Source organism: Streptomyces hypolithicus (genome assembly GCF_052934925.1).
Genome location: NZ_CM128811.1, coordinates 4,055,175 through 4,077,829, shown reverse-complemented (window position 1 = coordinate 4,077,829; position 22,655 = coordinate 4,055,175). Strand labels below are relative to the sequence as shown.

Genomic DNA, 22,655 nt, shown 5'->3' with positions numbered 1-22,655 from the left:
CCGCCCGGCACTGCCCGCAGGTACACAGCTCCACATCCCTGGCCGTCAGCCGCTGGGCACCGCCGCGCCCGGCCGGACCGCCGGGCGACGGCCTCCCGGCGCCCGGCGCCGCGCCCGGCGTGAATCCTGCGAGCCGCCGCGTGATCTCGTCCTTGTCGAAGGAGGCCGGATCGTAACCATCCGCACGCAGCCCGACGATCAGCTCACCGTGCAGCTCGTGCTCGGCCCCGTCGCGGTCATCGAGGAGCTCCAGCACCTCGGCCAGGCCCCACACCCCGCCGATGTCCTCGGCCGGCACATCGGCGCGACGCCCGCCGGCGCACCGCACGCGCCAGTCAGGGCGTACACGCGCATGCGGCCGGCCGGCCGCCTCAGGCCGTCGCCGCCGCCGTGATCGCCACGAAGCCGGCGGTGACCAGCAGGGTGCGTACCAGGTGGAGCCGGTTCCACCGCGTCTCGAAGGCCGCGCGGGCGTCGCGGTCGGGGGTGCCCGCCTGTTCGGACGCGGCGAGGGCGTTGTTGAGGGGGACGTTCCCGGCGACCGTGACCAGGTGGTTGAGGAGTACGCAACCGAATCCGGCGCCGAGCAGCACCCACTGCGCGGCGGACCGGTCGTCGCCGGGGACGGCGAGCGCGGCGACGGGGAAGGCCACCGAGGCGAGCATCACCGCCACGAACACGCCGCGCGGGACGTCCTCGTTGATCCGCCGCATCGCCGACGTGAACTGTTCGTCCGTCAGCCGCCCGAGCGCAGGCATGATCCCGGTCAGGAAGATCAGCATGAACCCGGCGTACAGCCCGGTGGCGACGACAGCGAGGGCGATCAGGAGAGTGGCCATGGCGCACATCATGGCCGACTCCCCCGCACAGAGGCCTAGGAAACGACGTCCTTGCGGCCGAATCCCCGGAACGCGAGTGCGAAGAGCACCAGTGCGTACGTCACCGAGACCGCGGCCCCCTTGAGCATTCCGCCCCACTCCAGCTGGGGCTGGAGCGCGTCCGCCCACGCGAACTGCCAGTGCGCGGGGAGGAACTCGCGCCATGTCCCCAGCGCCGTCACCGCGTCCAGCACATTGCCGACGATGGTGAGGCCGACCGCGCCGCCGACCGCGCCCAGCGGGGCGTCCGTCTTCGTCGAGAGCCAGAACGCCAGCGCGGCGGTGACGAGTTGGGAGACGAAGATGAAGGCCACCACGACGGCGAGGCGCGGTATGGCGTCCCCCGCGGGCAGCGATCCGCCCGTCGGCAGCTCCAGCGAGCCCCAGCCGTACGCGATCGAACCCGTCACCAGGGCCACCACCGGCAGCAGCACCATCGCCGCCAGGCTGAAGCCCAGGGCGACCGCGAGCTTGCTCCACAACAGCCGGGCGCGCGGCACCGGCGCGGCGAGCAGGTAGCGCAGCGAGGACCAGCTGGCCTCGGAGGCCACCGTGTCGCCGCAGAACAGGGCGACCGGGATCACCAGCAGGAATCCGGCGGACACGAACAGGCAGGTCGCGGCGAAGTTGGCGCCGGAGGCGGTGGCCGTGTCCATCAGGGTCACCCGGCCGCTGTCCGCGCTGGGCGAGCCGCCGATCGCGAACGCCGCGATCAGGACGAGCGGCAGGGCGCCGAGCACCAGAGCCATGACCAGGGTCCGCCGCCGGCGCCACTGCCGCATCGCCTCGACGCGCAGCGGCAGGGTGTGGCCGGCCCGGTAGCCGGGGGCGGCGTCATGACGTTCCATCGCTTTGGTGCTCATGCGGAGGAGCCTCCGATCAGGGTGAGGAACGCGTCCTCCAGGCGACGGTTCGGCCCGACACCCGTCAACGGAACGTCCAGACGGACCAGTTCACCGATGAGAGTGCTCGGCGAGGCCCCGTCCAGCCGTACGAGCAGGCCTTCCTCGGTCGCCGCCGCGGAGCCGATACCCGGCAGCGAGGCGATCTTGTCGGCCAGCACCTGGGTCACCTCGCCCTCCGTCGTCACGAGCAGCGTGTCCGTGCCACCGGTGATCTCCGCGACGGGCCCGGCCTGGATCAGCCGTCCCCGGTCCATGACGACGAGGTGCGTGCAGGACTGCTCGACCTCGGAGAGGAGATGGCTGGAGACGATGACGGTGCGTCCCTGGGCGGCGTACCGGATCATGACGTCCCGCATCTCTCGGATCTGGGGCGGGTCGAGGCCGTTGGTCGGCTCGTCGAGGATGAGCAGGTCCGGCATCCCGAGCATGGCCTGGGCGATCGCGAGCCGCTGCCGCATGCCTTGCGAGTACGTCCGCACGGCCCGCTCCAGCGCGTCGCCGAGCCCGGCGATCCGCAGGGCGTCCTCGACGTGGGAGTCCTCGGCGGGCCGGCCGGTGGCCTTCCAGTACAGGTCGAGGTTGGCGCGTCCGGTCAGGTGCGGCAGGAAGCCGGCGCCCTCCACGAACGATCCGACGCGGGACAGGACGGGCGAGCCCGGCCTGATGGCGTGCCCGAAGACCCTGATGCCGCCGCTGTCGGGCGTGATGAGGCCCATGAGCATGCGCAGGGTGGTGGTCTTGCCCGCGCCGTTCGGCCCGAGGAGCCCGAGTACCTGCCCCTTGTCGACGCGGAACGAGAGATCGCGGACCGCGTACCGGTCGACGGACTTGGCGTACTTCTTCGTCAGGCCCGTGATCTCCAGCGGCACCTCGGCCAGCTCCGGATCCGGTGCGGGCGCGGCCGCCCGCCGCCTGGCCGTGAGCAGCAGTACGGCGGCCACCGCGGCGCCGGCGGCGGGCAGCCCCCAGACCCACCAGGGCAGCCCGGCCGCCTGGGTCCGCACCCCGGGGGCGGTCGGCACGCTCAGCGCCCCGTTGCCTTCGAGGGAGACGGTGTACGCCGCCGGGTCCGCAGGGGACGCGTACCCGAGGTCGGTGGCGGCGAGCACCACGCGCAGCCGGTGCCCGGCCCTGATCTCGTGGTCGATCGCGGGGAGGCGCAGCTCGACGGTGGCGCCGCCCTTCGCGCCCGCACCGGTGATCCGGGCCGGGGCGACGAGCTGCGACGGCAGTACCTTCCGCGCCCCGTCCGCGCTCACGTCGTACACCTTGCCGAACAGGACGGCGTCCTCGCGGTCCGACTTCACGTTGACCTTGACGGTCGGGGTGCCGGTGATGCGCAGGTCGGAGTTGAGCTTCGCGGTCTCGAAGCCGGCGTTCTGCCCGGGGAAGTCGAGGGAGAGCCCGACGCCGAGGCTGCCGAGCCCGGACAGCGACCCGACACCGGGCACCGCCGAGATCGCGGGCGGGTTCGCCCCGGCCGGGTTGGCGAACCTCTGCTCGGGCCTGCCGGTGAGCTTCAGCTCCCGCTGCCCGCTTTCCAGGCCCGGGTAGCGGTCACCCGTGGCGCCCCTGAGCTGGGCCTCACCATCCGTGGAGTCGACGCCGCCGGTGCGGGTGATGCGGAAGGCGGGACCGGTGTCGGCGTTCTCGTCGTCCTTGAGGTGGCGGTCGAACCACTTCGTGATCCGCCCCTCGATCCTGGCGCTCTCGCGGTTCCCGCCGTCGTGACCGCCCGCGATCCAGTCGACGGCGACGGGTGCGCCGTTGCCGGCGACGTTCTTCGCGATGGCGTCGGCCTGGTCGAGCGGGAACAGCGAGTCGTTCTGCCCCTGCACGATGAGTGCCGGCACCTTGATGCGGTCGCCGACGGCGGCCGGGCTGTGCGCCCGGAGCAGGTTGCGGGCTGCGGCGTCCGGCTTCCCGGCGACCGCGACCCGCTCGTACATCTCGCACAGCCGCTTCTCGAAGTTCTCGCAGCCGCCGCCCGTGTTGATGAAGAGCCCGGCCCAGAGTTTCTTGAAGACGCCGTCGGGGAACAGCGCGTCGGCCAGGTTCCAGTACGTGATCTGCGGGGCCACGGCGTCAACCCGCTTGTCGTGCCCCGCGGCGAGCAGCGACACCGCCCCGCCGTACGACGAGCCGCTGACGCCGACGCGCGGATCGCCGTCCGCGTCGAGTTGCACCTCGGGGCGCTCCGCAAGCCAGTCGATCAGCCGCGAAACGTCGCTGACCTCGCCCTTCGGGTCGTTCAGCCCGATCTTGCCGGTCGACTTGCCGAAGCCGCGGGCGGACCAGGTCAGTACCGCGTACCCGTCCCTGGCGAGCTGCTGGGCCTGCGCCGTCACGTCGCGCTTGCTGCCTCCGAAGCCGTGCCCGAGCAGCACCGCGGGCCGCTTGCGGTCGGCGCTGCCCGCAGTGAAGTACGAGGTGTCGACGCGCGCCCCGCCGGCTCCCTGCGCGCCGCCCATCCTCATCATCCGTTCCTCGCGGTGCACGGCGGGCGCGCCGTCGGAGGCGGCGGCCGTCCAGGTACCGGCCCCGGCGAGGACGGCACATGCGACGGCCGCACCGGCGAGCGCTCGGCTGCGGGGCATGCGTAGCTTCATACCTGAACCCTAGATCCCAGGTCTGACACCCGATGCCGCCCCCGGATGGAACCCTGTCCAGTACGCGAGGAGTACGAGGCCGCCGCCCCGTACCGCACCTGGAGTAGGGACGCACGCCGTGGACACCGCCCTGACCGTCCGCCGCGCCACGACTGTGGCGGAACTCATGGCCGCCGAGCACCTGTACGACGGCCCGGCCCGCCCGGAGTGGGCCGAGCGCTTCCTGGCCTCCCCCGGCCACCTCATGCTCATCGCGTACGTCGACGGGGCACCGGCCGGCATGGTCTCGGGCATCGAGATGAGCCACCCGGACAAGGGCACCGAGATGTGCCTGTACGAATTGTCCGTCGACGAACCCCACCGGCGCCGCGGCATCGGCCGCGCCCTGACCGAGGCGCTGGACGCGGCCGCCCGCGAGCGCGGCTGCTACGACATGTGGGTCGCCGTGGACCGCGACAACGACCCGGCTCTCGCGACGTACCGGTCGGCGCGGGCGCAGGACGAAGGCGAGTGCGCGATCCTGACCTGGACCTTCGAGTGAGCGCCTACCCGGCCGCCGCCCGCCCGCGCCGCGCACGGGTCCAAGAACTGACGGCCACGGTCACGCCCGTGGCCCCGTCACCCGCCGGCCCCGACCAGGTGGTCCAGGAGATCCCCGACCACCGGGTACGGCCGCTCCACCGGCAGCAGGGCGGTCGCCGCGTCCACGCCACCGCCCCGTACCAGCGCGTGAATCTCGTGGGCGAGCGGAGTGACGTCGGTGATGGACACCGTCCACTCGTCGGCGTACCGCGCTGCCGCGTCGCTCGCCAGGCCCAGTTGGAGGGAGCGGTACGGCAGCGCGTTGAGCCGCACGTCGCGCTCGGGGTCCCACTGGACACGCGTCTGGGACTGGCTCAACTGCCGCTTCCAGGCAGCCTGGTCGGCGTGCATTGCGCGTACGTAGTGCGACAGGCACGCGTGCCGCAGCGCCCGCTCGAAGCCAATGGGGTATCCCCTGCTCCTAAGAGCTTAGGGAAGGGTGATCTCGACGGCCAGCACCGTCTCCTGGTCGGGCTTCGTGGCCCAGCCGCACCGGTACATCATCCACGGGAACGACGGCTTGACCCAGGTCATACGGTCCCGCTTTCAGGCGGCGGGGAACCACCCGTCCCGGGCCGCCGGGAGGCCGATGGCCGGCGCGTACGCCTGGTAGACGGTGACCGTCGTGTCCGTGTACAGCGCGCGCGCATCTCGTGCATCAGCGGGATCACAGGGCCTTGTGCATGATGTGCAGGCCTACATACCCCTGCGTCGGATGCTTGAAGCCCTCCGGCAGCGTGCCGATGACGGCGAAGCCGATGGACCGGTACAGCTTCACCGCACGGACGTTGCTCTCCGCGACCGCGTTGAACTGCATCGCCCGAAAGCCCGCCGCACGCGCCCACTCAACGCTGTATTCGCACAGCGCCCGGCCCACACCCTGCCCCGAGTGCTTCGGGTCGACCAGGTAGGTGGCGCTGGCGACGTGGGAACCGTTGCCCATGTGGTTGCGGTTCATCTTGGCCGTGCCGAGGACCGTACCGGCGTCGTCCACGGCCACGACAGTGCGGTTCGGCTCGGCGAGGTACCACCACTCCCGGCCGTCGCCCTCACTGAGATGGAGCGGGTACGTGAGCGTCTCGCCGGCGGCGACGATCTCGTGGAAGAACGGCCAGATGGCGGGCCAGTCCTCAGCGGTGACTTCCCTGATCAACATCCGCCCAGCATGCCGGGTACGCAACCCCGGCCGCCAGCGCTTTCCCGCGGCGGCAGTACCCAGGCAGTCAGGCCTGCGCCAACGCGTCGATCTCGGCGATCAGGGCCTCGATGCGGGTCCTGATCCGGTCGCGGATGGGCCGGACCGCCTCGACGCCCTGGCCCGCCGGGTCTTCGAGGGCCCAGTCGAGGTACTTCTTGCCGGGGAAGATCGGGCAGGCGTCGCCGCAGCCCATGGTGATGACGTAGTCGGACGCCTGGACCGCCTCGGTGGTCAGGATCTTCGGTGCCTGACCGGAGATGTCGATGCCGATCTCCTTCATCGCCTCGACCGCGGCCGGGTTGACCTGGTCGGCGGGGACGGACCCGGCGGAGCGCACCTCGACGCGGTCGCCCGCGAGGTCGGAGAGGAATCCGGCGGCCATTTGCGAACGCCCGGCGTTGTGGACGCAGACGAAGAGCACGGACGCGGCGGCGGTGGAGGACATCATTTCTTCCTTCGCGAAACGGTTCAGCAGGTGTGTTCAGCAGGTGTTCGGACGGGCGTGGGCCGGGTCAGTGGGGCAGGGAGTCGAGCCGCGCGGCGACCTCGGACTGGTATCAGCTCCGGATGATGTGACAGTATCAGCCCATGATGACGTCAGTCGACACTGATCTGATTCGGGTTCTCGCGGACCCTCTCAGGCTCCGGATCGTGACCCTGCTCGCCCACGAGACGCTCTGCACCACGCACCTGGTCGAGGAGACCGGCGCCAAGCAGACCAACCTCTCCAACCATCTGAGAGTGCTGCGCGAGGCCGGTGTCGTGGAGACCGAACCGTGTGGGCGCTTCACGTATTACAAGCTGCGTCCGGATGTCATCGCCCAGCTCGCGGGTCAGTTCGCCGACCTGGCCGAGTCCGCCCGTACCGCTGCCGAGAACAAGAGGGCCTGTCCGTGACCCCCACCCAAGCGCCCGCGACGACCGAGGACACCTCGGTCGTCGCGAAGCTGTCGACGCTCGACCGTTTCCTCGCCGTATGGATCCTGCTCGCCATGGCCCTCGGGCTCGGCCTGGGGCGACTGATTCCCGGGCTGAACGACGCCCTGGCCAAGGTCGAGATCGGCGGCATCTCGCTACCCATCGCCGTCGGGCTATTGATCATGATGTATCCAGTGCTGGCCAAGGTCCGTTACGACAAGCTCGACGCCGTCACCGGTGACCGCAAGCTCATGGTGTCGTCGCTGGTCATCAACTGGATCGTCGGGCCGGCCGTGATGTTCGCGCTGGCCTGGATCTTCCTGCCCGACCTGCCCGAGTACCGCACCGGACTGATCATCGTCGGCCTCGCCCGCTGCATCGCCATGGTCATCATCTGGAACGACCTGGCCTGCGGCGACCGTGAGGCCGCGGCCGTCCTGGTGGCCCTGAACTCGGTCTTCCAGGTCATCGCGTTCGGCCTGCTCGGCTGGCTCTACCTCGATCTGCTGCCCGGCCGGCTGGGCCTCGGCGACGGCGAGACACTCGACATCTCCATGTGGAAGATCGCACTGAACGTCGTCATCTTCCTCGGCGTGCCGCTGCTGGCCGGCTTCCTGACCCGCCGCATCGGCGAGAAGAAGATGGGCCGCGAGTCCTACGAAGCGGGGTTCCTGCCGAAGATCGGCCCCTGGGCCCTCTACGGCCTGCTGTTCACAATCCTCATCCTCTTCGCCCTCCAGGGAAAGACCATCACCTCCCAGCCCCTGGACGTCGTACGGATCGCGCTGCCCCTGCTGGTGTACTTCGCGATCATGTTCTTCGGCACCTTCCTGCTCGGCAAGGCCATCGGTCTGGCCTACGAGCGCACCGCGACGCTGGCCTTCACCGCGGCGGGCAACAACTTCGAGCTCGCCATCGCCGTCGCCATCGCCACCTTCGGCGTCACCTCCGGCCAGGCACTGTCCGGAGTCGTCGGACCGCTCATCGAGGTGCCGGTCCTGATCGCACTGGTCTACGTCTCCCTCGCGTGGCGCAAGAAGTTCGCCGCCGGCCACCACCTGCGCGGAGCATCGGCCGTCAGGTGATGGCGTCGCTGCGGCGCTCCACCAGAACCACGTCGCGCCACTGTCCGCGGTGACGGCCGACGCGTTCGCGGACGCCGATGACGCGGAAACCCGCTCGCTGATGCACAGCGAGGCTGGCGGCGTTCTCCGGGAAGATCCCGGCCTGGATTGTCCAGATGCCGTCCGCTTCCGTGGACTCGATGAGCGCGCACAGCAGCGATGAGGCAACCCCGCGGCCCCGGGCGCGCGGATGGACGTACACCGAGTGCTCGACAACTCCGGCATAGGCACAGCGGTCGGAGACCGCGCTCGCGGCGGCCCAGCCCAGCACTTCGCCGTCCCTGCCGAGGGCGACGAAGCGGTGTTCGGGCAGCGGGGCCGGCCCGACCGGCCTGGCCGCCGCCGCGCATCTCACCGCGCTCCTGGCCCCCACCGGCTGGACCGCGCCCGACCGCGCCGCCTACCCTTCCGGCGCCGACTGGGCCGAGACGTACCTCCAGCCGCTCGCCGACGCCCTCGGGGACACAGTCCGCTACGGCGCCACCGTCACCGGCGTATCCCGCTTCGGGCGCGACCGGGTCGTGGACGCCGACCGCGAGCAGCAGCCGTTCACCGTCCGCGTCACGCTCGCCGACGGCACCGAGGAGCGGATCCTGGCCCGCGCCGTGATCGACGCCTCAGGCACCTGGTCCACCCCGAGTCCCATCGGCGCCGACGGGCTGCCCGCCCTCGGCGAGCACGCCGCCGGCCCGGATCTCCTACCGCATCCCCGACCTCAAGGACCCCGAAGCCCGAGCCCGTTACGCCGGCAAGCGCACCGCCGTCATCGGCTCCGGCGCTTCCGCGTTCACCGCCTTGGCCGCTCTGGCCGACCTCGCCCAGCAGGCTCCGGGCACCCACTCCGTGTGGATCCTGCGGCGCGGCATCAGCGGCTCCACCTTCGGCGGCGGCACCGCCGACCAGCTGCCCGCTCGCGGCGCCCTCGGCCTCGCCGCCAAGGCCGCCGTCGACAACGGGTACGCCGACGCCGTCACGGGCTTCCGTACGGACGGCGTCGAGACCACCGGTGAGCAGCTGGTCCTGGTGTCCGAGGACGGGCGCCGCCTCGACCCGGTCGACGAGGTCATCGCCTTGACCGGCCTGCGCCCGGACCTGTCCTTCCTGGCCGAGCTCCGCCTCGATCTCGACGAACGCCTCCAGGCGCCGGTGGAACTCGCGCCGCTGATCGACCCCAACCAGCACTCCTGCGGCAGCGTCTACCCGCACGGCCACCGCGAACTGTCCCACCCTGAGCAGGGCGTCTACCTGGTCGGCATGAAGTCCTACGGCCGCGCCCCCACCTTCCTGGCCATGACCGGCTACGAGCAGGTCCGCTCCGTCGCCGGCGACATCGCCTCCGCCGACCGCGTCGAACTCACCCTGCCCGAGACCGGAGTGTGCGGCGGAGCCGGCCTGTTCGACGACCCGTCCGCCGAGCAGGCAGACGGCGGAGGCTGCTGCGCCCCGGCGCCCGCTCTCGTACAGATCGGCACAGCGGCTCCCGCCACAGCGGCGGCCGCCGCCGTGGCGGAGCAGAGGCCGCCCGGGCAGGAGCCGTCAGGCGGCTGCTGCTCGTGACCCGCCCGGCGGCGCCGCGAACCCGCGTCAGTGGTTGCGCGGGAAGCCCAGGTCGACGCCGGCCGGGGCGTCCGCCGGGTCGGGCCAGCGGGTCGTGGTGACCTTGCCGCGGGTGTAGAAGCGGATGCCGTCGGTTCCGTAGATGTGGTGGTCGCCGAAGAGCGAGTCCTTCCAGCCACCGAAGGAGTGGTAGCCGACGGGCACCGGGATCGGCACGTTGACGCCGACCATGCCGGCCTCGATCTCCAGCTGGAAGCGGCGCGCCGCTCCCCCGTCCCGGGTGAAGATCGCGGTGCCGTTGCCGAAGGGCGACGCGTTCATGAGGGCGACACCCTCCTCGTACGTGTCGACCCGCAGCACGCACAGGACCGGGCCGAAGATCTCGTCGCGGTAGGCGTCGGAGTCGGTGGAGATCTCGTCCAGGAGGGACAGGCCGATCCAGTGGCCGTCCTCGAAGCCCTCGACCGTGTGGCCCGTGCCGTCGAGGACGACCTTCGCGCCCTGCGCGGCCGCGCCCGTGACGTACGAGGCGACCTTGTCGCGGTGCGCGGCCGTGATCAGGGGGCCCATCTCGGACGCGGGGTCGTTGCCGGGGCCGATCTTGATCTTCTCGGCGCGGGAGCGGATCTTGTCGACCAGCTCGTCGCCGATCGCGCCCACCGCGACCACCGCGCTGATCGCCATGCAGCGCTCGCCCGCCGAGCCGTACGCCGCCGAGACCGCCGCGTCGGCCGCCGCGTCGAGGTCGGCGTCCGGCAGCACCAGCATGTGGTTCTTCGCGCCACCGAGCGCCTGGACGCGCTTGCCGTTCGCGGAGGCCGTGGCGTGGACGTAGCGGGCGATGGGGGTCGAGCCGACGAAGGAGACCGCCGCCACGTCCGGGTGGTTGAGCAGCCCGTCGACCGCGACCTTGTCGCCGTGCAGGACGTTCAGTACGCCGTCCGGCAGGCCCGCCTCGGACGCCAGCTCCGCGAGCCGCACCGACGCCGACGGGTCCTTCTCGCTCGGCTTGAGCACAAACGTGTTGCCGCACGCGATGGCCAGCGGGAACATCCACATCGGCACCATGGCCGGGAAGTTGAACGGCGTGATGCCGGCGACGACACCCAGCGACTGGCGGATCGAGGAGACATCGACCCGGTTGGAGACCTGCGTGGACAGCTCGCCCTTGAGCTGCGTCGTGATCCCGCACGCCAGCTCGACGATCTCCAGGCCGCGGGCCACCTCACCGAGCGCGTCGGAGTGGACCTTGCCGTGTTCGGCGGTGATCAGCGCGGCGATCTCGTCGCGGTGGGCGTCCAGCAGCGCGCGGTAGCGGAAGAGGACGGTGGTGCGCGCCGCGAGGGACGAGGTGCCCCAGGTCGCGTACGCGTCCTTCGCCGCCGAGACCGCGGCGTCCACGTCCTCGACCGAGGCGAGCGCGACCTGCGTGGTCACGGCGCCGGTCGCCGGGTCGGTGACCGGGCCCCAGTTGCCCGACGCACCCTCGACGGCCTTGCCGCCGATGAAGTGGTTGACGGTCTTCATCCCAGATCTCCTTTGTCGCTGCGGGGTCGGTCAGAGATGGCGGCGTCGCCGAGCGGCTTGACGGTCGTACTCCTCCCGGGCCTTGACCGTCGACGAGCGGGTCGCGGTCTCGGCCACAGGTACATCCCACCACGCCTGGGCGGCGGGCGGGCCCGACACTGTGTCGGGCGTTCGTGTCTCGACGTAGACACATGTGGGGGCCGTCGACGCGCGCGCGTCGGTGAGGGCTTCTCGCAGGTCACGGACGCTTTCGGCGCGGATGACCCGCATCCCGAGGGAGGCGGCGTTGGCGGCGAGGTCCACCGGCAGCGGGGCGCCGGTGTACGAGCCGTCGGGCTCCCGGAAGCGGTACGCCGTACCGAACCGCTCGGCGCCGACGGACTCGGAGAGGCCGCCGATGGAGGCGTACCCGTGGTTCTGGAGGATGACGAGCTTCAGGGGCAGCCGCTCCTGCACGGCGGTGACGATCTCGGTGGGATTCATGAGGTACGTCCCGTCGCCGACCAGGGCCCACACCGGACGGCCGGGGGCGGCGAGCTGGACGCCGACTGCGGCGGGGATCTCGTAGCCCATGCAGGAGTAGCCGTACTCGACGTGGTACTGGTCGCGGGAGCGGGTCCGCCAGAGTTTGTGCAGGTCACCGGGGAGCGAACCCGCCGCGTTGATGAGGATGTCCTCGCCGGTGACGAGGCTGTCGAGTACGCCGAGCACCTGCGCCTGGGTCGGCCGGGCGCCCTCGTCCGGGGCGGCGTACGCGGCGGTGACCCGGTCCTCCCAGGCCGCCTTCGCCGCGCGGTACTCGGCGGCGTAGGCGTCGGGGACGCGGTGGGCCCCAAGGGCGTGGGTGAGGGCCTGGAGGGTGACGCGGGCGTCCCCGACCACTGACAGGGCGCCCATCTTGTGGGCGTCGAAGCCGGTGATGTTGACGTTGACGAAGCGCACGTCGGGGTGCTGAAAGAGGGTCGACGAGGCGGTGGTGAAGTCGGTGTAGCGGGTGCCGACGCCGATCACCAGGTCGGCGCGGCGGGCGAGTTCGACCGCCGTGGCGGTGCCGGTGTGGCCGACGGCGCCGACGTCGGCGGGGTGGTCCCACGGCAACGAGCCCTTGCCCGCCTGGGTGGAGGCGACGGGCGTGCCGGTCGCATCGGCGAAGGCTTCCAGGGCACCTTCGGCGCCGCTGTGACGCACGCCGCCGCCCACGATCAGCAGGGGGCGGCGGGCGGTGCGGATGGCGGCCATCGCGGCGGCGAGTTCGGCCGGGTCCGGCTCCTGGGCGCGTACCCGCCAAACGCGTGCGGCGAAGAAGTCATCCGGCCAGTCCCAGGCCTGCGCCTGCACGTCCTGCGGCAGCGCGAGGGTCACGGCGCCGGTCGCCGCCGGGTCGGCGAGTACCCGCATCGCTGCGAGCGCGGCCGGGATCAGGGCCTCGGGGCGGGTGATCCGGTCGAAGTACCGGGACACCGGGCGCAGGCAGTCGTTGACGGACACATCACCGGCGGACGGGACCTCCAGCTGCTGGAGTACGGGGTCGGCGGGCCGGGTCGCGAAGGTGTCCCCGGGCAGCAGCAGCACCGGGAGGTGGTTGACGGTCGCGAGGGCGGCGCCGGTGACGAGGTTGGTGGCGCCGGGGCCGATGGAGGTGGTGACGGCGTGCGCGGAGAGGCGGTTGCTCTGGCGGGCGTACCCGACGGCGGCGTGCACCATGGCCTGCTCGTTGCGGCCCTGGTAGTAGGGCATGTCGGCGGAGCCCGGTTCGAGGAGTGCCTGGCCGAGCCCGGCGACGTTGCCGTGGCCGAAAATGCCCCATACGCCGTTGATCAGGCGTCGGCGGGGGCCGTCGCCGCGCTCGGTGTACTGGCGGGCGAGAAAGGCGAGAAGGGCCTGGGCGGTGGTGAGACGACGCGTGCTCATCGCGGCGCCCCCGCCCCGTACAACGGCAGCCGGGGATCGACGGGTTGCGCGGGCCAGGTGTCCCGGATCCAGCCGTGGTCGGGATGGTCGCTGATCAGCCACTGCCGGTCGTCGCCCGAGCCCGGTCCTGCCATCACGTTGAGGTAGTAGAGGGTGTGGCCGGGCGCGGCGACGGAGGGTCCGTGCCAGCCGTCGGGGATCAGGACCGCGTCACCCGTGCGGACTTCGGCGAGGACGTCGGTGCCGCCGGGGCGGGACGGTGAGACGCGGTGGTAGCCGAGACCGCCAGGACCCTCGGATTCGAAGTAGTAGATCTCCTCCAGCTCGCACTCGACGCCCGGTTGGTGCTCGTCGTGTTTGTGGGGCGGGTACGACGACCAATTGCCGCCGGGGGTGAGGACTTCGACGGCGATGAGCCGGTCGCAGTCGAAGGCGCCCGCCGCGGCGAAGTTGTTGACCTGGCGGGAGCAGGGGCCGGCGCCGCGCAGTTCGACGGGAACCTCCGGCGCGGGGCCGTAGCGGGCGGGGAGTCGTCGCTCGCACTTCGCTCCTGCCAGGGCGAAGCGGCCTCCCGCGCCGGAGGAGATCTGTGCGTGCGTGTCGCGGGGCACGTACGCGAAGTCGGTGACCGAGCCGAACACGCTTGCCCTGCCCAGCAGTTCGAAGGTCTGGTCCGCCACCCGCACCGTACAACCACCGCTGAGCGGCAGCACGATCCACTCGCTCTCCCCCGCCGCGAACGCGTGCGCGCCGCCAGGCGGCAGCTCCAGGACGCGCAGCGCGGCGTAGTCCCAGCGGGCCTTGGTCGGGTCGATGGTCAGGGCGTACGGGCCCTCGGCGGCGGCGCCCGCCCGTACATGCCAGTCGTCGTTGTCCGTCATGCCTTACTCCCTACCCGTCGTGCTCGCGCTACAGCAGCCCCACGGCCGTGTCGACCGCCGCCGCCACGTCCCCGTCGGCCGGATAGAGCAGCGACCGGCCCACGACCAGTCCCTGTACGGTCGGCAGGCGCAGCGCCTCGCGCCACTTCTCGTACCCCGCTTCCTGGTCGGCGCCGACTTCGCCGCCCAGCAGCACGGCGGGCAGCGTCGAGGTGTCCAGGACCCGCGCCATGTCGTCGGGATTCTCGGTGACGGGGACTTTCAGCCAGGTGTACGCGGAGGTGCCCGCGAGGCCGGAGGCGATCGCTATGGAACGGGTCACGGCGTCGGCGCCCAGGTCGTTGCGCAGCTCACCGCCGACGCGGCGGCAGACGAACGGCTCGACGAAGACCGGCAGCCGGTGTGCGGCCATGGCGTCGACGGTGCGGGCGGCAGCGTGCAGGGTGTCGAGCGATCCGCGGTCGTCGTAGTCGATGCGCAGCAGCAGCTTCCCGGCGTCGAAGCCGCGGCGGGCCAGGTCGTGGGCGCGGGGGCCGGTGAAGCGGTCGTCGAGTTCGAAGGCGGCGCCGGCCAGGCCGCCGCGGTTCATGGAGCCGACGACGACCTTGCCGTCGAGGGCGCCGAGCAGGAGCAGGTCGTCGAGGATGTCGGCGGTGGCGAGCACCCCGTCGACGCCGGGGCGCGAGAGGGCGAGGCAGAGCCGTTCCAGCAGTTCGGGGCGGCGGGCCATGGCGAATGAGCGGTCGCCGACGCCGAGGGCGCCGCGAGCGGGGTGGTCGGCTGCGACGATCATGAGCCGTCCGCTCGGGCCGAGCAGCGGCCTGCGGGGGCGGCGGGCGGCTGCTTCCGCGATCGCTTCGGGGTGGCGGGTCCGAACCCGGGTGAGGTCGGCGATGCGCACGGCGGTGGTCACGACGGGGGCTCCAACGGCGCCTGCGGGCCTACGGCGGGGACCCCGCCGCACGCGAGGATGTGCTCGACCTCCGCCGGCCGGGGCATCGCGGAGGAGCAGGCGAGGCGGGCTGCGACGATGGCGCCGGCGGCGTTGGCGTACCGCATGGTGCGCTCCAGGTCCCAGCCGGACAGCAGCCCGTGGCACAGCGCCCCGCCGAACGCGTCGCCCGCGCCGAGCCCGTTGAGTACGTCGACGGGCACGGGCGGCACCTGCGCGGTGGCGCCGTCGCGGTGCACGGCGAGCACGCCCTTGGGTCCCTGCTTGACCACGGCGAGTTCGACGCCCGCGTCGAGCAGGGCGCGGGCGGCGGCGTGCGGTTCGCGCTCACCGGTGGCCACTTCGCACTCGTCGAGGTTGCCGACGGCGACGGTGGCGTGGCGCAGGGCGTCCGCGTAGTACGCGCGGGCGGCGTCACGGCCGGCCTGCCAGAACATGGGCCGCCAGTCCAGGTCGAACACGGTGCGGCGCCCGTCGCCGGCCGCCGCTGCCGCGCTCCGCGCTTCCAGGGCGGTGAATGTCGCCGTACGGCTCGGTTGCTCGCACAGGCCAGTTCCCGTCATCCAGAAGATCCGCGCCGACCGGATCGCGTCCAGGTCGAGGTCGCCGGCCGCCAGCTCCAGGTCCGGCGCCTTCGGCTGCCGGTAGAAGTAGAGCGGGAAGTCGTCCGGCGGGAAGATCTCGCAGAACGTCACCGGGGTCGCCAGGCCCTCGACGCCCGTCACCCACCGGTCGTCGACCCCGAACTGCCGCAGTTCCTGGTGGAGATAGTCGCCGAAGGGGTCCTTGCCCGTGCGGGTGATCACGGCCGTGCGGCGGCCCAGTCTGGCCGCGGCGACCGCCACGTTCGCGGCCGAGCCGCCGAGGAACTTGCCGAACGTGTCGACCTGCGCCAGCGGAACCCCCGCTTGCAGCGGATAGAGGTCCACACCGATCCGGCCCATCGCGATCAGGTCGTACGCCATACGCGTCCCTCCGATTCGGCGGCTGCACCCAGGTCCAGGTCTGGTGGCTGCACCCAGATCCGGGCGGCTGCACCCAGGTCTAGTCGGCGCCTCCGAGCGCTGTCAACATTTTGTCCGGACATTCGGACGAACGCTTGACACCATTCTCTTGACACCGTTCTCCGGCGGCCGGAAAGGTGGCGCTCATGACGTCTTCCGCGCCCGCACCGAACCGAATCCGGGTCGGTTCCGCCCCCGACTCCTGGGGAGTGTGGTTCCCCGAAGATCCCGAACAGGTGCCCTGGGAACGCTTCCTCGACGAGGTGGCGCAGGCCGGTTACCCCTGGATCGAGCTCGGCCCGTACGGCTACCTCCCGACCGATGCCGCGCGGCTCACCGACGAGACGCGCCGCCGCGGCCTGTCGGTCTCGGCGGGCACGGTCTTCACCGGCCTGCACCGGGGCCCCGACGTCTGGGACGCCACCTGGAAGCACGTGGCGGACGTCGCGGAACTCACCCGCGCCATGGGCGCCGAGCACCTGGTCGTCATCCCGTCGTTCTGGCGCGACGACAAGACCGGCGCCGTACTGGAGGACCGCGTCCTCACGTCCGCCCAGTGGCGGACCCTCGCCCGCCAGACCGAGCGGCTGGGACGCGAGGTGCGCGAGCGGTACGGGTTGAAGATCGTCGTCCACCCGCACGCGGACACCCACATCGACACCGAGGAGAACGTCACCCGCCTCCTGGACGCGACCGACCCGTCGCTGGTGTCGCTGTGCCTGGACACCGGCCACTACGCGTACTGCGGCGGGGACAGCGTCAAGCTCATCGAGACGTACGGCGAACGGATCGGCTACCTCCACCTCAAGCAGGTCGACCCACGCATCCTCGCCGAAGTCGTCGCGGAGGAAGTGCCGTTCGGGCCCGCGGTCGGACGGGGCGTGATGTGCGAGCCGCCGGGCGGGGTGCCGGCGCTGGAGCCCGTACTCGCGGCGGCAGGGCGGCTGGGCGTAGAGCTGTTCGCGATCGTCGAGCAGGACATGTATCCGTGCCCACCGGACCAACCGCTGCCGATCGCGCGCCGTACCCGCAACTTCCTGCGTTCATGCGGCGCTTGAGCAGCCGATCCGGGTGCCGGGCACGGCGCTCGAGCAGCCCGCCCGGGTGTCGGGCGCGTCACATCCGTTGAACTCCTGTCACACATGTCCCGGTTGCGCGGGGCTTACGTCACAGGCCATCGACAGCCCCTCTCCCACCGTCACTCTGCGTCGTTCAACGGGCACAGGCTGAGTGATCGCCAGCGTTCGCGCCCCAGACCCCCCGGGCGGCCCCCCGGCCGCCGCTGGGCGCACGCAGGGAGGTGCCACCGATGACTGACCGCAAGCTCTGGTCGTACAAGGAGATCGCCGCACACATCAGGGTCCAGCCCGACACCGTGCGCTCCTACCGCAAGCACGGGCTGCTGCCCCCGCCGGACCACGTGGAGGGCGGCAGGCCGTACTGGTACGCGGACACCATCCGCACCTGGGTGTCGCGCCGTCCCGGCAACAGAGGCCGCAGAGACTGAGAAGCCGTTGTGGTGTTCGCCGGCGGCGGGCCTGCGAGGGTCCCGCTCGTCGGCGAAGTCGCGGCACTCCCCGCTCGGCTCCAAGCCGAAGGGCCTAATACTGCAACCGCATGTGGCGTGACAGGGCGCCGTCTTGGTCGTTGGACTGACTGTGTGATGAATCGCTGACGGTCGCGCAGATCGAGAACTGGTCCGAGGGGATAGCCGATCTTCATGCTCGCTTTGCGGGCCGTTTCGGCAGGTCGGAGCCGCGTGAGCGGGCGCTGGACTACCTGAGTACGTTGCTCGCACCGCTGGAGAAGAAAAACGGGTGGACGCTGGCCGAGCAGGCTGGCCAGCGTCGCCCCGACGGTTTCCAGCGGCTGCTGAACTTCGCCGACTGGGACGAGAATGCCGTCCGTGACGACGTGCGTGACTTCGTCGTCGAGACGATCGGCGCCAAGGACGCGGTGCTGATCGGGGACGACACCGGCTTCCTGAAGAAGGGCGTCAAGTCGGCCGGTGTCCAGCGGCAGTACTCCGGAACGGCCGGCCGCACGGAAAATTGTCAGATCGGCACGTTCCTGGCCTACGCCTCCGTGAAAGGCCGGGCGCTGATCGACCGGGAACTGTATGTCCCCGCCTCCTGGACCGATGACCGCGAGCGGTGCAGGCAGGCCGGGATCGGTGACGAGGTGCCCTTCGCCACGAAGATCGAGCATTTCAAGTGGATGCTGCAACGCGTGATCGACGCCCGTGTCCCCTTCGCCTGGGTCACTGCGGATGAGGCATACGGCCAGGTCAAACACATGCGGGCCTGGCTGGAGGAACGGCACGTCGCCTATGTACTGGCCACCAAGGTCAACGACATCGTGACCACCACCGATGGTGCGGTCGCCGAGGTGCGCGACCTGATCACCGCAGTGCCCCGGCAGAGATGGAAGCGGATCTCCGCCGGAGCGGGCGCGCACGGTCAGCGGTTCTACGACTGGGCCCGGATCGCTGTCCGCCCGCAGTGGCAGGACGGCTTCGGGCACTGGGTCCTGGCCCGCCGCAGCATCAGCGACCCCGCCGAGATCGCCTACTACGTCTGCTACGGCCCCGCCACCTCCCGGCTGAAAGACCTGGTCAGAACCGCTGGCGCACGGTGGCAGGTGGAGGAATGCTTCCAGATCGCCAAGGGCGAATGCGGCCTGGACCACTACCAAGTTCGTCTCTACCGGGCCTGGTACCGGCACATCACCCTCGCGATGGCCGCCCTCGCCTACCTGACCGCCACCCGTGCCGCAGAAGCCACAAAAGGGGCAGCCGAGACGACGAGCAAGACCTCATACCCCTCAGCGTCCCGGAGATCCGCCGGATGATCGGGCACGTCGTCATCACGCCCCGCTGCCACGACAACGAGCACCGTCTCCGCTGGTCACACTTCCGACGCCGCAGCCAGGCCCGAGCCCGCCGCTGTCACTACCAACGCCGAGGCCAAAACCCACACATGCGGTTGCAGTACTAAGAGGGGACATCAGCGGCTTTGGGGTGGGCGGCGCGACCTTCGAGAATCGGCCAATGCCCGAACACGACGCACCCGCCGACTTCTCCCTCAAGCCCACGCTCACCGGCGAACGGGTTCTGCTGCGCCCGTTCACGGCGGACGACGTACCGGTGATGGCCGGCGTCCTGGCGGACCCCGAGGTGACCCGACTCGCCGGCTCACCGGCCGAAGCGATGCCCCTGGAGCGGCTGCACGCCTGGTACACGACCCGCGATCAGCAGACCCGCCGGCTGGACCTGGCCGTCGTGGACCGCGCCACCGGCGCGTGTGTCGGCGAGGTGGTGCTCAACGAATGGGACGAGCCCAACCGCAGCTGCTCCTTCCGCACGCTCATCGGCCCCGGCGGCCGTGACCGCGGGCTCGGTACGGAGGCGTGCCGCCTGATGGTGGGCCACGGCTTCGAGCGCCTCGGCCTGCACCGCGTCTCGCTCGGCGTGTACGCCTTCAATCCGCGCGCCCGCCGTGCGTACGAGAAGGCCGGCTTCGTCGCCGAGGGCACCGAGCGTGAGGTGCTGCTGCACGAGGGCGAGTGGGTCGACGCGACGACGATGTCGATCCTGGCCCAGGAGTGGGCCGTGCATCGGGGCCGCCCTCAGCGGGCGGCCGATGCTCGCATTCATACCCCCTAGGGGTATAGAGTGGTCAGCATCAGGACGTCACGGCATCCCCGCGGCTTTCTGGGGCACCACCACGCACACGTCATTCGAGAAGGAGAACGTCATGACCGCCGAGACGAAGTCCGAAGCCACCGCGACCGACGTCACCACCGTCTACCAGGTGACCGGGATGACCTGCGGTCACTGCGAGGGCGCTGTCGCCGCCGAGGTCTCGGAAATCAGTGGCGTGAGCGCGGTGACGGCCACCGCCGCCACCGGCCGGGTGACGGTCGTCTCCGACGCCCCGCTCGACGTGGCGGCCGTACGCGCCGCTGTCGACGAGGCCGGGTACGAGCTGGCCGGCCAGGCCTGAGGCACGGGTACGGCCACCCCATCCGCGCCTGGCCGTACCGGACCGGTCGCACCGGCCCGCGTACGGCCCGGCCCCCCGTCTTTCTGGAGCAGGGCGATGAGCAGTACAGCGCACGAGGCACCGAAGCCGGCCGTGGACACCTCCCGGGTCGAACTCACCATCGGCGGGATGACCTGCGCCTCCTGCGCGGCCCGCATCGAGAAGAAGCTGAACCGGATGGACGGCGTCCTCGCCACGGTCAACTACGCGACCGCGAAGGCGAGGGTCAGTTACGACAGCGGGACGGGTGGGACGGGTGGGACGGGCGGAGTGAGCATCGCCGACCTCATCGCCACCGTCGAGAAGACCGGCTACACCGCCGAGCAACCCCCGCCGCCGCCCGCCCCGCGCACGGCGCACGACCCGGCGTACGACACACGGGAAGAGAACTCGGCGCAGGAGTCCGGCCGGCGCCCCGAGCAGGACGACGAGCTCGCCCCACTGCGCCAGCGCTTCGTCGTCTCGCTGACGCTCGCGCTACCCGTGGTCGCGCTCGCGATGATCCCCTCCCTCCAGTTCGACAACTGGCAGTGGCTCTCGCTCACCCTGGCCGCCCCCGTCGTCGTCTGGGGCGGGCTGCCGTTCCACCGGGCCGCCTGGACCAATCTCCGGCACGGCGCCGCCACCATGGACACCCTCGTCTCGGTCGGCACTCTCGCCGCGTTCGGCTGGTCCCTGTGGGCCCTGTTCTTCGGGCACGCGGGCATGCCGGGCATGCGCCACGGCTTCGATCTGACCGCTTCGCGCGGCGACGGGGCCTCGGCGGTCTACCTCGAAGTCGCGGCCGGCGTCGTCACGTTCATCCTGCTGGGCCGTTTCCTGGAGGCGAAGGCCAAGCGGAAGGCGGGCTCGGCGCTGCGCGCGATGCTGGAGTTGGGCTCGAAAGACGTGACGGTGCTCAGGGACGGTGCGGAGGTACGTGTCCCGGTCGGCGCACTCGCCGTCGGGGACCGGTTCGTGGTACGGCCGGGCGAGAAGATCGCCACCGACGGCACGGTCATTGAGGGCGTGTCCGCCGTGGACGCGTCCATGCTGACCGGGGAGTCGGTGCCGGTGGACGTGGGCACCGGGGACGGCGTCACGGGCGCCACCGTGAACGTCTCGGGGCGCATCGTCGTCGAGGCGACCCGCGTCGGCTCCGACACCCAGCTCTCCCGGATGGCGCGGCTCGTCGAGGACGCGCAGAACGGCAAGGCGCAGGTGCAGCGCCTCGCCGACCGTATTTCGGCGGTCTTCGTGCCGGTGGTGCTGGTCATCGCACTGGGCACGCTCGTCGGCTGGCTGCTGGCTACGGACGACCCGACGGCCTCGTTCACGGCTGCGGTGGCGGTCCTGATCATCGCGTGCCCGTGCGCGCTCGGGCTCGCCACGCCGACCGCGCTGATGGTCGGCACCGGGCGCGGCGCCCAGCTCGGCATCCTGATCAAGGGCCCCGAGGTGCTTGAGTCGACCCGGCGCGTGGACACCGTCGTGCTCGACAAGACGGGCACAGTGACGACAGGCCGGATGGAGCTGCAGGACGTCTTCGCGGCGCCCGGCACCGATGAGACCGAGCTGCTGCGCCTGGCCGGTGCGCTGGAGCACGCCTCCGAGCACCCGATCGCCCAAGCGGTCGCGGCGGGCGCGGCCGAGCGGACCGGGACGCTGCCGGAGGCGGAGAAGTTCGAGAACGTCGCGGGGCTCGGCGTCCGGGGCTTCGTCGACGGGCACCAGGTGCTGGTCGGGCGCGCGGCGCTGCTCGCCGCCGCCAACGTGGAGCTGCCGCAGCCACTGGTCGATGCCAAGGCGTCCGCGGAGGCCCAGGGGCGTACGGCGGTGGCCGTGGCCTGGGACGGCGCGGCGCGCGGCGTGCTGACGGTGGCGGACGCGGTGAAGGAGACCAGCGCGCAGGCGGTGGCGCAGCTGCGCGCTCTCGGCCTGACCCCGGTGCTGCTGACCGGCGACAACCGGGCCGTCGCGGAGTCGGTGGCGCGCGCGGTGGGGATCGGGGCGGACTCGGTGTACGCCGAGGTGCTGCCCGAGGACAAGGTGGACGTGGTCCGCCGGCTCCAGGCGGAGGGCCGCACGGTGGCCATGGTCGGCGACGGCGTGAACGACGCGGCGGCGCTGGCGACGGCCGACCTGGGGCTCGCGATGGGCACGGGGACCGACGCCGCGATCGAGGCGGGCGACCTGACGCTGGTACGCGGAGATCTGCGGGCGGCGGCGGATGCGATCCGGCTGTCCAGGAGGACCCTGGCCACCATCAAGGGCAACTTGTTCTGGGCCTTCGGCTACAACGTGGCGGCCCTGCCGCTGGCGGCCGCGGGGCTGCTCAACCCCATGATCGCCGGGTTGGCGATGGCCTTTTCCTCGGTGTTCGTAGTGACAAACAGCCTTCGGCTGCGTACCTTCACAGGAAGCACACAAAGTGACGCAGCTCACTGAGATCCGAGGGTAACCATTCGGCCGGCTCGCGTGTCTAAGTAAGCGATGCCAAGGATGTCTTGGGGGACGTCCGCGGAGTGTCTTGGGGGACATTCCGGGCAAGCGTTGGCCGGGGCACGTGCACCTGGGGAGCTTTGAG

At 71.3% G+C, this 22,655-nt stretch carries 20 protein-coding genes and 3 pseudogenes; 10 read left to right on the top strand and 13 right to left on the bottom strand.

The window, feature by feature from the left end:
* Positions 1-208: 208 nt before the first annotated feature.
* The 4 genes and pseudogenes from ACU6WZ_RS19345 to ACU6WZ_RS19330 form a co-directional block, all read right to left on the bottom strand.
* A pseudogene (locus ACU6WZ_RS19345) lies at positions 209-274 on the bottom strand (hypothetical protein); the annotation flags it as partial.
* Positions 275-371: 97 nt separating this feature from the next.
* The gene (locus ACU6WZ_RS19340) at positions 372-839 is read right to left on the bottom strand and encodes an anthrone oxygenase family protein (protein WP_447029319.1); all 468 of its coding nucleotides are present in this window, start codon (positions 837-839) and stop codon (positions 372-374) included.
* Between the two features lie 35 nt (positions 840-874).
* A complete protein-coding gene (locus tag ACU6WZ_RS19335; protein ID WP_447029318.1) occupies positions 875-1,741 on the bottom strand; it encodes an ABC transporter permease in 867 nt (288 codons plus the stop codon).
* A complete protein-coding gene (locus tag ACU6WZ_RS19330; protein WP_447029316.1) occupies positions 1,738-4,392 on the bottom strand; it encodes an alpha/beta fold hydrolase in 2,655 nt (884 codons plus the stop codon). The genes ACU6WZ_RS19335 and ACU6WZ_RS19330 overlap by 4 nt, the downstream gene beginning before the upstream one ends.
* Before the next feature lie 130 nt (positions 4,393-4,522).
* Between ACU6WZ_RS19330 and ACU6WZ_RS19325 the strand changes: the two genes are divergently transcribed.
* Positions 4,523-4,933 carry a GNAT family N-acetyltransferase gene (locus ACU6WZ_RS19325; protein ID WP_447034134.1) on the top strand — a complete coding sequence of 137 codons (411 nt, stop codon included), beginning with the start codon at positions 4,523-4,525 and terminating at the stop codon, positions 4,931-4,933.
* 77 nt (positions 4,934-5,010) lie between these two features.
* Here the strand turns inward: ACU6WZ_RS19325 and ACU6WZ_RS19320 are convergent.
* From ACU6WZ_RS19320 to ACU6WZ_RS19310, 3 genes and pseudogenes are all read right to left on the bottom strand, one after another.
* A pseudogene (locus ACU6WZ_RS19320) lies at positions 5,011-5,613 on the bottom strand (DUF4291 domain-containing protein).
* A 28-nt stretch (positions 5,614-5,641) separates the two neighbouring features.
* Entirely contained in the window at positions 5,642-6,130 is a 489-nt protein-coding gene (locus tag ACU6WZ_RS19315) for a GNAT family N-acetyltransferase (protein WP_447029315.1), read from the bottom strand.
* 67 nt (positions 6,131-6,197) lie between these two features.
* Entirely contained in the window at positions 6,198-6,617 is a 420-nt protein-coding gene (locus tag ACU6WZ_RS19310) for an arsenate reductase ArsC (protein WP_447029314.1), read from the bottom strand.
* A 143-nt stretch (positions 6,618-6,760) separates the two neighbouring features.
* Here ACU6WZ_RS19310 and ACU6WZ_RS19305 point away from each other — a divergent pair, with 143 nt between their 5' ends.
* Both ACU6WZ_RS19305 and arsB read left to right on the top strand, forming a co-directional pair.
* A complete protein-coding gene (locus tag ACU6WZ_RS19305; RefSeq protein ID WP_447029313.1) occupies positions 6,761-7,069 on the top strand; it encodes an ArsR/SmtB family transcription factor in 309 nt (102 codons plus the stop codon).
* Entirely contained in the window at positions 7,066-8,175 is a 1,110-nt protein-coding gene (gene arsB, locus ACU6WZ_RS19300; protein ID WP_447029312.1) for an ACR3 family arsenite efflux transporter, read from the top strand. Before ACU6WZ_RS19305 ends, arsB begins: the two co-directional genes overlap by 4 nt.
* Here the strand turns inward: arsB and ACU6WZ_RS19295 are convergent.
* Entirely contained in the window at positions 8,168-8,587 is a 420-nt protein-coding gene (locus tag ACU6WZ_RS19295) for a GNAT family N-acetyltransferase (protein WP_447029310.1), read from the bottom strand. The genes arsB and ACU6WZ_RS19295 overlap by 8 nt on opposite strands.
* On the opposite strand from ACU6WZ_RS19295, the pseudogene ACU6WZ_RS19290 reads away from it, so the two are divergent.
* A pseudogene (locus ACU6WZ_RS19290) lies at positions 8,496-9,771 on the top strand (SidA/IucD/PvdA family monooxygenase). The gene ACU6WZ_RS19295 and the pseudogene ACU6WZ_RS19290 overlap by 92 nt on opposite strands.
* A 27-nt stretch (positions 9,772-9,798) precedes the next feature.
* On the opposite strand, the gene ACU6WZ_RS19285 reads toward ACU6WZ_RS19290, so the two are convergent.
* Genes ACU6WZ_RS19285 through iolC form a run of 5 tightly spaced genes read right to left on the bottom strand, consistent with a single transcriptional unit; the run spans position 9,799 to position 16,007 of the window.
* Positions 9,799-11,298 (bottom strand): CoA-acylating methylmalonate-semialdehyde dehydrogenase, encoded by a 1,500-nt coding sequence (locus tag ACU6WZ_RS19285; protein WP_447029309.1) that lies wholly within the window; start codon positions 11,296-11,298, stop codon positions 9,799-9,801.
* Positions 11,299-11,328: 30 nt separating this feature from the next.
* Positions 11,329-13,209, bottom strand: coding sequence for a 3D-(3,5/4)-trihydroxycyclohexane-1,2-dione acylhydrolase (decyclizing) (gene iolD, locus ACU6WZ_RS19280; RefSeq protein WP_447029307.1), 1,881 nt, complete (start codon positions 13,207-13,209; stop codon positions 11,329-11,331).
* Positions 13,206-14,090: a 5-deoxy-glucuronate isomerase gene (gene iolB, locus ACU6WZ_RS19275; protein WP_447029306.1), complete on the bottom strand. Its 885-nt coding sequence runs from the start codon at positions 14,088-14,090 to the stop codon at positions 13,206-13,208. Before iolB ends, iolD begins: the two co-directional genes overlap by 4 nt.
* A 28-nt stretch (positions 14,091-14,118) precedes the next feature.
* A complete protein-coding gene (locus ACU6WZ_RS19270) occupies positions 14,119-15,003 on the bottom strand; it encodes a Cgl0159 family (beta/alpha)8-fold protein (protein WP_447029305.1) in 885 nt (294 codons plus the stop codon).
* On the bottom strand, positions 15,000-16,007 hold the full coding sequence (iolC, locus tag ACU6WZ_RS19265) for a 5-dehydro-2-deoxygluconokinase (protein WP_447029304.1): 1,008 nt from the start codon (positions 16,005-16,007) through the stop codon (positions 15,000-15,002). The genes ACU6WZ_RS19270 and iolC overlap by 4 nt, the downstream gene beginning before the upstream one ends.
* 185 nt (positions 16,008-16,192) lie before the next feature.
* On the opposite strand from iolC, the gene ACU6WZ_RS19260 reads away from it, so the two are divergent.
* From ACU6WZ_RS19260 to ACU6WZ_RS19235, 6 genes are all read left to right on the top strand, one after another.
* Entirely contained in the window at positions 16,193-17,104 is a 912-nt protein-coding gene (locus tag ACU6WZ_RS19260; RefSeq protein ID WP_447029303.1) for a sugar phosphate isomerase/epimerase family protein, read from the top strand.
* 251 nt (positions 17,105-17,355) lie between these two features.
* Positions 17,356-17,553 (top strand): helix-turn-helix transcriptional regulator, encoded by a 198-nt coding sequence (locus ACU6WZ_RS19255; RefSeq protein WP_447029301.1) that lies wholly within the window; start codon positions 17,356-17,358, stop codon positions 17,551-17,553.
* A 179-nt stretch (positions 17,554-17,732) separates the two neighbouring features.
* Positions 17,733-18,896 carry an IS701 family transposase gene (locus tag ACU6WZ_RS19250; RefSeq protein ID WP_185302568.1) on the top strand — a complete coding sequence of 388 codons (1,164 nt, stop codon included), beginning with the start codon at positions 17,733-17,735 and terminating at the stop codon, positions 18,894-18,896.
* A gap of 199 nt (positions 18,897-19,095) precedes the next feature.
* Complete coding sequence (locus tag ACU6WZ_RS19245; protein ID WP_447029300.1) at positions 19,096-19,710, top strand: GNAT family N-acetyltransferase; 615 nt, start codon at positions 19,096-19,098, stop codon at positions 19,708-19,710.
* A 91-nt stretch (positions 19,711-19,801) separates the two neighbouring features.
* Complete coding sequence (locus ACU6WZ_RS19240) at positions 19,802-20,050, top strand: heavy-metal-associated domain-containing protein (RefSeq protein ID WP_447029299.1); 249 nt, start codon at positions 19,802-19,804, stop codon at positions 20,048-20,050.
* 96 nt (positions 20,051-20,146) lie between these two features.
* Positions 20,147-22,516: a heavy metal translocating P-type ATPase gene (locus ACU6WZ_RS19235; protein WP_447029298.1), complete on the top strand. Its 2,370-nt coding sequence runs from the start codon at positions 20,147-20,149 to the stop codon at positions 22,514-22,516.
* The last annotated feature ends 139 nt before the right edge of the window (positions 22,517-22,655 follow it).

Coding starts and splice junctions, on each gene's coding strand:
- ACU6WZ_RS19235 (WP_447029298.1), top strand. CDS start 20,147: ATGAGCAGTACAGCGCACGAGGCACCGAAGCCGGCCGTGGACACCTCC.
- ACU6WZ_RS19240 (WP_447029299.1), top strand. CDS start 19,802: ATGACCGCCGAGACGAAGTCCGAAGCCACCGCGACCGACGTCACCACC.
- ACU6WZ_RS19255 (WP_447029301.1), top strand. CDS start 17,356: ATGACTGACCGCAAGCTCTGGTCGTACAAGGAGATCGCCGCACACATC.
- ACU6WZ_RS19305 (WP_447029313.1), top strand. CDS start 6,761: ATGATGACGTCAGTCGACACTGATCTGATTCGGGTTCTCGCGGACCCT.
- iolC (WP_447029304.1), bottom strand. CDS start 16,007: ATGGCGTACGACCTGATCGCGATGGGCCGGATCGGTGTGGACCTCTAT.
- ACU6WZ_RS19285 (WP_447029309.1), bottom strand. CDS start 11,298: ATGAAGACCGTCAACCACTTCATCGGCGGCAAGGCCGTCGAGGGTGCG.
- ACU6WZ_RS19260 (WP_447029303.1), top strand. CDS start 16,193: ATGACGTCTTCCGCGCCCGCACCGAACCGAATCCGGGTCGGTTCCGCC.
- ACU6WZ_RS19245 (WP_447029300.1), top strand. CDS start 19,096: ATGCCCGAACACGACGCACCCGCCGACTTCTCCCTCAAGCCCACGCTC.
- ACU6WZ_RS19330 (WP_447029316.1), bottom strand. CDS start 4,392: ATGAAGCTACGCATGCCCCGCAGCCGAGCGCTCGCCGGTGCGGCCGTC.
- ACU6WZ_RS19310 (WP_447029314.1), bottom strand. CDS start 6,617: ATGTCCTCCACCGCCGCCGCGTCCGTGCTCTTCGTCTGCGTCCACAAC.
- iolD (WP_447029307.1), bottom strand. CDS start 13,209: ATGAGCACGCGTCGTCTCACCACCGCCCAGGCCCTTCTCGCCTTTCTC.
- iolB (WP_447029306.1), bottom strand. CDS start 14,090: ATGACGGACAACGACGACTGGCATGTACGGGCGGGCGCCGCCGCCGAG.
- ACU6WZ_RS19335 (WP_447029318.1), bottom strand. CDS start 1,741: ATGAGCACCAAAGCGATGGAACGTCATGACGCCGCCCCCGGCTACCGG.
- ACU6WZ_RS19340 (WP_447029319.1), bottom strand. CDS start 839: ATGGCCACTCTCCTGATCGCCCTCGCTGTCGTCGCCACCGGGCTGTAC.
- ACU6WZ_RS19315 (WP_447029315.1), bottom strand. CDS start 6,130: ATGTTGATCAGGGAAGTCACCGCTGAGGACTGGCCCGCCATCTGGCCG.